The sequence below is a fragment of the Rhizobium altiplani genome (assembly GCF_001542405.1).
Classification (GTDB): Bacteria; Pseudomonadota; Alphaproteobacteria; order Rhizobiales; family Rhizobiaceae; genus Rhizobium; species Rhizobium altiplani.
Genome location: NZ_LNCD01000135.1, coordinates 1 through 8,196, shown reverse-complemented (window position 1 = coordinate 8,196; position 8,196 = coordinate 1). Strand labels below are relative to the sequence as shown.

Sequence of the window (8,196 nt, the reverse complement as noted above, 5' to 3'; positions counted from 1 at the left end):
TTGATAGCGGCGTGTCGTTAGCCCCAGCCAGGCTCCTACGGACCGTGACTTCTTGAAGTTCTCCGGATCTTCAATGGCGGTCACGAACGAAGTTGCAGTGACAACCCCAACACCGGGCACCGACATGAGTAGCCGGCACGATTGGCTCGCCCGCGCGATTGCTATCAACTGCCTACTGAGTTCGGCCGCCTGTTCGCGCGTGCCGTACCAAGCCTTCAAGAGTGGGAGAATGATCCGCGAAAGAGACTGGTGGCCGTCTAGGAGCATACGGACGTTGTTTCCGAAGGTTGCACCCTTGCCACTCGGAATGACCAAGCCAAACGTCTTCATCAAGCCTCGGATCTGATTTGACAGCTCCGTGCAGATCGTCACCAACCGCGTTCGTGCCGCCACAAGCGTCCGGGTGAGCATGCTGTCGTACCCTTTGACCCGGACTTCGCGGTAGAAGCCGACCTCAGCAAGATGCGCAAGGCCATCGGCATCGTTCGCATCTGTTTTGTTCGCAGCCATGTCGAGCGCTGCCTTGGCATGCCGCGCGTCGATGCAAATCGCTGGAACCCCTGCATCGGTCAGCGCATGATAAAACCATATCGAAAGGGGACCAGTCTCAAAGACGACCCGTCTGGCGTCGGGCGCATGCTTATGGAGCAAGGTTATGATGCTGTCCGGGTCGGATTTGCATTTACCGCGCCAGATCCTTCTGCCACCGCGCCGAATGGAAATGGCTGTCTCTTTCAACGACACATCAAGCCCGATATACTCTTCCATGGTTGTTCTCCGTTAGATGCCTGGGCCTGACTGCCAGTCTTGAGCCCGCACTTCATCTTATCGGGGAACAGCCACCAGCTTCCATTGTCGGGACTGCATCAGGGGCGACTCGCTCCCGCGATTACCCCATGTGGATGATCTACGACCAGACGCACAGCGCATTTGCGTTGGCGCTTGTAGGCTTTTGCCAGTTCTTGCCGATGGTTGTTCTGACCTTCATTGTCGGCCACGTCGCCGACCGCTATGACCGCCGTCGCATCGGTCTTGTCTGCCAACTGATCGAGGCCGCGACTTCGCTGTCGCTCGCGATTGCCACTTGGCAGCAGTGGCTGACACCGGCGGGCATACTCGTTGCCGTCACGATCCTGGGCGCTACTGCCGCCTTCGAGCGGCCGACCATGGCAGCGTTGCTGCCGAATATCGTGCCTGACGCGATGTTGCAGCGGGCGGTCGCGACTACAACCTCGATGCAGCAGACGGCCTTCATCATCGGCCCCTCCCTCGGCGGCCTGCTCTACGGCGTCCATCCCGTTGCACCTTTTGCTGTTGCTGCCGTGTTCTTTGCTGTTGCCAGCCTCAATGTGATTTCGATCCGAATGCATTGGAAGCCCGCAAAACGCGAACCGGTAACGCTAACGTCGGTGTTTGCCGGTGTCTCCTTTATCCGGAGCCGACCCGTCGTCCTCGGGACAATCTCGCTCGATCTCTTTGCCGTACTGCTTGGCGGCGCCACCGCTTTGCTGCCGATGTTTGCGCGGGACATACTTCACGCTGGCCCTTGGGGATTGGGATTGCTGCGTGCCGCACCGGCGGTCGGAGCTCTCGCCATGTCAATCGTGCTGGCGCGACGGCCGCTGAGCAGCAATGTCGGGATCAAGATGCTCGCTGCCGTCGCGATCTTCGGCGCGGCGACTGTTGTATTTTCAATCTCCACCAATATTGCGCTGTCTGTATGCGCGCTGCTCGTTGTCGGGGCGTCCGATACCGTCAGCGTCGTGGTGCGCAGCTCGCTTGTCCAGCTCTTGACGCCGGATGACATGCGCGGACGCGTAAATGCGGTAAATTCGCTCTTCATCGGTACGTCCAATCAACTCGGTGAATTTGAATCGGGCATGGTGGCGGGCTTCATGGGACCTGTCGCCGCCGGAATCATCGGTGGCGTCGGTACAGTTGCCATCGTATTGATGTGGACGCGTCTTTTCCCCGATCTTACCAAAGTCAGGACGCTGAAGGGGTAGTCCTGCGGTCAAGAACGCTGGCTCACGCCTCCATGACCATGGACGTCGAAGATGCGATGGAGGTGGTGGACAGCCATTACTCCACCAAGTTGCCTGAGCGGCCAATCCGGGCAACCGGCAATTTCCTGGAATTGAACAAGCTCGTGTCAAGAATCGTTGGCTGTCGCCTGTGCAGGTTGGGCAAATGGCTCACAGGAGACCGGACGGTCGTCTGACGAGTGCACCTGCATACGTGCCTTGCGCGCTTCGGTTCCTCGACCTGGACGGCTACGCGAACGCGCTTCGCCTTGTTGAGAGTGATTTGACGCAGAATAGTGCAACGAAAATGAGCGGAATGCAGACCAGGTATGAGGTTCGAATGCCTGCCTGCTCTGCGACAAAACCGAGCAAAGGTGGAGCAAGAAAAAAGACGATGAAGGACATCTGGCCTAAAGCTGCAACATTCATATGCGCGGGCCGGTCGGTGCGCTGAGCGGCAGCCGAAACGGCAAGCGGATAGACGGCGCTGCAGCCGCTACCCATTAATGCAAAGCCAACAAGGGCAACGTGGGGATGGGGTGCAAGCCAAACCGCAGTCAGTCCAGCCGTTGAGATCAACAGCAAGGTAATCGCGACCGCCCGGGAGCCGTATTGATCCACAAAGCGATCGGCAAACAGCCGGGTGAGCGCCATGAACAGTGTGAACATTGTCAATCCAAGGCCGCCGACAAATGGCTCGACCTGGAAAACATCGCGCATATAGATCGCTGACCAATCTATGCCTGCACCCTCCACCAGGAAAGCAGCAATGCCAATGACGCAGAGGGGAAGCAGACCGAGCGTCGGCAATGCGACATGACCTGCGTCCGCATGCTCGCCCAACGCCCGCGCCGGTGCACTGCGCATTCCGCTGATCACCATAGCGGCCACGACCAGTACCACAATGAATGTTAGTGCCAAGTGGAGTTGCATTGAGACGCCGGCCTGGCGCACCCCTGATGCCATGAGCGCAGTGGCGAAAAATCCGAGGCTCCAGAAACCATGGGCGCGGTTCATGACACCCCGGCCGAGCTGCGCTTCGATACGGTCAATTTCGACGTTAAGATTTATTTCCAGGGCTCCTGCGAGCAATCCTTCGAAAAACAAAATCCCGAAAACGAGTTCGGCGCTTGTGACCCATGGGATCGAGGCGATCAGTGCTGAGGTCCCGAGTACGGTTATGAACGCCGTTGCTCGAGCACCCAATCGGGCCACGAGGGGCGAAAAGAACGTCAAGGATATCAGTGCACCGATCGCTGCCCCAATCAGGGTGAGGCCCAGTTCGGACTTGTTGACCTGGAGGGCATCCTGGAGATCAGGAAGGCGGGAGAGCAGGGCACCGGTCGATGCCGAAAAGAGGAAGAAGCAGGTATAAATTCGCACCTGCGGCTCAATGCGCATTTCAGGGCTCCCGAGTCTTTAGGTTGCGGCGGATATTCCTCAACGTCCGACCGTGATCCAAACGAAAGTGATCGCATCCGAGGCCCTAAAGCACAGAGACTAACAGTCAAAGGGAACTGCCACTCCAGCGGTCATGGTCAGGTCGGCCTAGCTGAAACGACGATACCCGTCATACGCGAGTTCCTTTTCGCTGACAAGACGCGCGCGCGATTCAACCCCAAGAAAGACGACACGCTCTTTTGCCCCGGACGCGGACAGGAGCGACATCGATCCTCCAGGCGATGTCAAATCCTGAGCGGCTTGCCTCCACCGAGGATACCATCAATATTGTGCATTGCAGCACACATTGAATGGCGGTAAGTTTTCTTCGTTGGTTAGGAGCGCCCATGGACGAAGCCAGCATCGCTCAATTGATCTTCGCTCTCAGCGTCGCGCGGGAAATTGCCATTCTGGAAGGTCCAGTATTCGACATCGTCGTCTATCGGGTCGAGCAAGCAATCGAGGAGACAAGGGAAGAAGCCCTAAGGCAAGGAATTGTAGTCGAAATCGGGCGCGCGTCGACTCGGATGCAGTAGAGAGAGTGTGGAGGACTGCCGCCCCGAGCAGTTCTCGACATCGGGTGAGGATCGCCCTTACGAAGGCAAGGCTGGGCAGTTGAACTGCTCGGGTCACTCATACGCCAGCCTTCGAATGGGAACGCAACGCGCGTGCTGCGACGCAGCATAAGCCAAAGGGATTAGAAAGGTCACGGTTCCCGGTGGGCCAACATCGCGTTATTCTCCGGTCATGGAGATGAGACCGATATTTGCGCGACTGCGACCAGACCCGCATGCATCCGGTGTCGCTGACAAGCTTCATGAGCTCGGTTTGGATATCGCTCGGCTCAATTCCGAAACGCGCCGGGCACTTAACGAAGAGCACGCGAGAATGTGTGCCGAAGGCTATTACAATTCTGGCTATGTCGCCATTCGCCTATTTGTTTGGTACGTGACGGATAGTGGCCGGTTTGATGCTGCATGCCTCACCCAACCGGGCACAATCAGCAGGTCGATCTCCACAATCCGGCGATGGGCATCCGCGGACCCGACCCAGGCTGCCGCGATCGAAATCGAGATCACGGCTTTGAAAATCTTTCTCCTTCAGATCTTTGATCGCGTCAGTGCACCGCGACACGCCAGACAGGCTGCTCAAGACCGCTTGCTGGGCGCCTAGGAGGAGAATGGTAATTCTCTACATCTGGTCGATGGCGATCAAGCAAATCATATGGAACTCGGCATCATGCGTGGAACGCTGGAAGAACCGGGGAGCCCTCCGCCGACCGACCTCACAAAACACCGTTGATCCAGATGCGCATGCGACCTCTTGGCATATTCCAGCTGATGGCGTTGCGGTTCCTGCCGGCACGCTCTCCTTTTGTTTCCTTGTTTAGGTCGTCATGATGCTAAAAGAGCGCGTGTCATGGGTTGGCCGCCGCGAAGGCTTCAAGGTGTTAGGAACCGACTACGAGACGCGTGACGGCTGCTGCGTCCGCGATGACATCCACGTCCTCGACCTCGCCGATGCCCATGTCCGCGCCGTCGAGCATCTGTTGCGCGGCGGAGAGTCGGTTGCTTTCAAACCTCGGCACCGTCGAGCGCGTCTCCGAGCGGCCGTTTCCTGTGGAATATGTCGGCCGTCGCTCAATCGCTTTCGGAAAAATGCGGTTGCAGATAGAGTTTTATCTGCAGCTGTCCCTGCTAGGCGCTAGCAACAACAAAGGCACTGAGGACGAAGAAGAAGTCGACCGCGAGATATCCGTTTGGTGCCAGACAAGGGAGATCGAGGCGCGTCTTGAAGTGTTTCAGCAAACCTGCATATCGGTGTCCAGTCGACTCGCTTCTTTCGACTTCACCGCGCAGTGCCCACCACTGCATCTTGATGTGTGACAGCATGTAGGCTGAGTTCCGGCCAGAAGAACCTTGTTTCGACTAAGGTGCTTGTCGTCAGGCATCGACCCGGCCGATTTTCAGGCGCCTCAACGGGCGTGTTTCAACCATGCATCTCCGATCACTGTAGTCGCCTCGGAGATCAGAGTTTTCCTCGAAGAAGCGATCTTCACGTTGCAGCCGGCGAACAAATCCTTGGAAAATCGGAATTCGCAGTTTGGCTAATACTCGTTTGTCTCTCAGGCGATTGTCCATAATGTCGTTGGCCCTCTTGGCACTACAAGTCTGGCAACTGAGATGGTCCATTTATCGATCAGCTGCGGCCGAACTCATCGACGATGCGGATGATATCGTCCTCTCCGAGATAGGATCCGGTCTGCACTTCGATCAGTTCGAGCATGATCTTGCCGGGATTGGCGAGACGGTGGACTTCGCCGAGCGGGATGTAGACGGACTCGTTTTCCCTGAGCATCTGCACGTTTTCGCCGATTGTCACTTCTGCCGTGCCCTTGACGACGATCCAGTGCTCGGAGCGGTGATGATGCTTCTGCAGCGACAGCTTCTTGCCCGGCGTGACGAAAATGCGCTTCACCTGGAAGCGGTCGCCGTTCAGCACCGATGTGTAGCCGCCCCAAGGCCGGTAAGAAGTCGGGTGCGTCTCGGTCAGTTGCGATGTCGTGGGGGCGGCGGCGAGCATCTTCACGAGGTTCCCGACGTCCTGGCTGTCCTGCAGCCGTCCGACATAAACGGCGTCCTCGCTGGCGATGACAGCGATGTCGTCCATGCCCTGGACGGCGAGGTGCACGCCATGGGTCATGATGAGCGAGTTCTTGGTGTTGACGACCGTCGTGTTGCCGGCTGCTAGATTGCCATTCTCGTCGCGGCTGCCGCTCTTCCAGACGGAATCCCAGCTGCCGAGGTCGGACCACTTGAACGGCGAGGGAACGACGGCTGCGTTGCTCGTCTTTTCCATGACGGCATAGTCGATCGAGATGTTCGGGCTGGTGGCGAACGCTGCCTTGTCGAGGCGGATGAAGTCTAGATCTCTGACGCCTTTTGCAATGGCGTCGGCCGCAGCCTTGAGGACCGGCGCGGCATAGCTCCGCATCTCGGCAAGCACGCCTGAGACCGAGAACATGAACATCCCGGAGTTCCAGTAGAAGCCGCCAGTCGCGACCATGTCTTCGGCCTTGGCGAGCGGCGGCTTCTCGACAAAGCGCGCGACCGTTCGTGCGCCCGTCGGGAGTGTCTTCCCGCCTTCGATGTAGCCATAGCCGGTTGCCGGCTCGGTCGGCTGGATGCCGAAGGTTACCAGCTTGCCCTGGGCGGCTGTGGCGGCAGCGATGCGAACGCACTCAAAATAGGTGTCGTCAGCGACGATCTCATAGTCGGAGCCGAGAACATGCATGACCGTGTCTTCATCAAAGCGATCACGCACGAGCGTTGCGGCCGCCGCAACTGCCGCCGCGGTGTTTCGAGCAACCGGTTCGAGCAGAATTGCCGCTAGACCGATGTCCAACTCGCGCGCCTGCTCGGCAACGAGAAAGCGAAACTCCTCGTTGGTCAGGATGACGGGTGCTTCGTAAAGCGTGGGATCGGACACGCGCAGCAGCGTTTCCTGGAACAATGTCTTGTCGCCGATAAAGCGGATGAACTGCTTGGGCGCTGCGGCGCGAGACAGCGGCCAGAGACGAGTGCCCTTGCCACCAGCCATTATCACGGGAACGATCTTCTGTGTCATATGGAGAGTCCTCGAATATCTATCTTTGCTTCGCCTATCAACTCGGATGCGCCAACCAGCGGATTCGCTCCAGACCGGCGCGCAGCAACGCCGCGGCGGCTGTTTCGGTTTCCGCCTCGGCGTAGCAGCGCATTTCAGGGGCATTGCCGGACGGGCGGAAATGGATGATGCGGCGATCCGCCAGCGTAACACGAAGGCCGTCAATATCGCTGGCGCTGCCAACCTCGCCGATCGGCTGCAGGAACGCCGCGAGATTGGCGGGTGCGGCGCGAAGATAGGCCATCAACCGGGCACTGATCTCAACCGGAAAATTCTCAAGCCGGTCGGCCGCGGCAAATGGCAGATTGAAGGACGCGGCGACCACCGAAAGAGGCTGCCGTTTGGAGGCAGCAAGGGAAAGCGCCGCCAGGATGGGGACGAAGCAGTCGCGTGTCGGAAGGGCCTTCAGCGTGTGACCGTTGACCTCGAATTCACTCGCGGTGAGCAGGCCGCCGTTCGCTTCGAAACCGGCAACACGGGTCCGGCCAGCCGCGAGTGCTTCTTGCATCCCCGATATGACGAACGGAGAGCCAACACGCGTGCGAATGACGCTGAAGCGACCGGCGGCTTCGATGCCGGAATTCGATGTCACGGGTGTCACGACCGATGTCGCACCGAGAAAGTTCGCGGCGATCAGGCCGAGCAAATCGCCGCGCAGCGGCGTCCCTGTTTCGTCCGCCACCAACGGGCGATCGCCATCACCATCCGCAGAGACCATGGCGTCGAGGCCATGCTGTCTTGCGACCTCCTTGAGCTTGGCGATCGTCTCCTCCGAAACCGCCTCGGTGTCGACGGGAATGAAAGTTTCCGAGCGGCCAAACGGCACGACCGTTGCGCCGAAGTGTTCCAGGAGATCTACCAGCAGATCACGGGCGACCGTGCTGTGCTGGTAGACGCCGACTTTCAGGCCCGCGAGCGCTTCCGTGGGAAGAATATTGGCATTCCGTTCGCGGAAGAGCGCCAGGCATTCGACGGATCGGTTTTGCATCCCGGCACTGCGGGGGACAAACGTAAAGCCGGCACGGTCGAGTTCTGTCGCGACAGTCGTGATCGCTGCTTCGTCCGT

General features: G+C 58.7%; 5 protein-coding genes and 2 pseudogenes. 3 read left to right on the top strand and 4 right to left on the bottom strand.

Annotated features, from left to right (window positions below):
• Positions 1-768: IS110 family RNA-guided transposase (locus AS026_RS32665; protein WP_062371607.1), on the bottom strand; the 768-nt coding region annotated here is incomplete at its 3' end.
• A gap of 131 nt (positions 769-899) precedes the next feature.
• On the opposite strand from AS026_RS32665, the pseudogene AS026_RS32660 reads away from it, so the two are divergent.
• Positions 900-2,006 (top strand): annotated as a pseudogene (locus AS026_RS32660) (MFS transporter); the annotation flags it as partial.
• A gap of 267 nt (positions 2,007-2,273) precedes the next feature.
• Here AS026_RS32660 and AS026_RS32650 read toward each other — a convergent pair.
• On the bottom strand, positions 2,274-3,425 hold the full coding sequence (locus tag AS026_RS32650; protein WP_062374665.1) for an MFS transporter: 1,152 nt from the start codon (positions 3,423-3,425) through the stop codon (positions 2,274-2,276).
• Positions 3,426-3,811: 386 nt separating this feature from the next.
• Between AS026_RS32650 and AS026_RS32645 the strand changes: the two genes are divergently transcribed.
• Both AS026_RS32645 and AS026_RS40730 read left to right on the top strand, forming a co-directional pair.
• Complete coding sequence (locus AS026_RS32645; RefSeq protein ID WP_062374662.1) at positions 3,812-4,000, top strand: hypothetical protein; 189 nt, start codon at positions 3,812-3,814, stop codon at positions 3,998-4,000.
• Between the two features lie 887 nt (positions 4,001-4,887).
• Positions 4,888-5,104, top strand: a pseudogene (locus AS026_RS40730) (UDP-glucose 4-epimerase GalE); the annotation flags it as partial.
• A 559-nt stretch (positions 5,105-5,663) separates the two neighbouring features.
• Here AS026_RS40730 and AS026_RS32625 read toward each other — a convergent pair.
• Together AS026_RS32625 and AS026_RS32620 are read right to left on the bottom strand one after the other, a co-directional pair.
• Positions 5,664-7,091 (bottom strand): mannose-1-phosphate guanylyltransferase/mannose-6-phosphate isomerase, encoded by a 1,428-nt coding sequence (locus tag AS026_RS32625; protein ID WP_062370767.1) that lies wholly within the window; start codon positions 7,089-7,091, stop codon positions 5,664-5,666.
• Between the two features lie 37 nt (positions 7,092-7,128).
• A partial coding sequence (locus tag AS026_RS32620) for a phosphohexomutase domain-containing protein (RefSeq protein WP_062370769.1) occupies positions 7,129-8,196 on the bottom strand: 1,068 nt, incomplete at its 5' end.

What these genes read in the sequence shown, in the direction of transcription:
- AS026_RS32650 (WP_062374665.1), bottom strand. Translation starts at nt 3,425, where the DNA reads ATGCGCATTGAGCCGCAGGTGCGAATTTATACCTGCTTCTTCCTCTTT.
- AS026_RS32645 (WP_062374662.1), top strand. Translation starts at nt 3,812, where the DNA reads ATGGACGAAGCCAGCATCGCTCAATTGATCTTCGCTCTCAGCGTCGCG.
- AS026_RS32625 (WP_062370767.1), bottom strand. Translation starts at nt 7,091, where the DNA reads ATGACACAGAAGATCGTTCCCGTGATAATGGCTGGTGGCAAGGGCACT.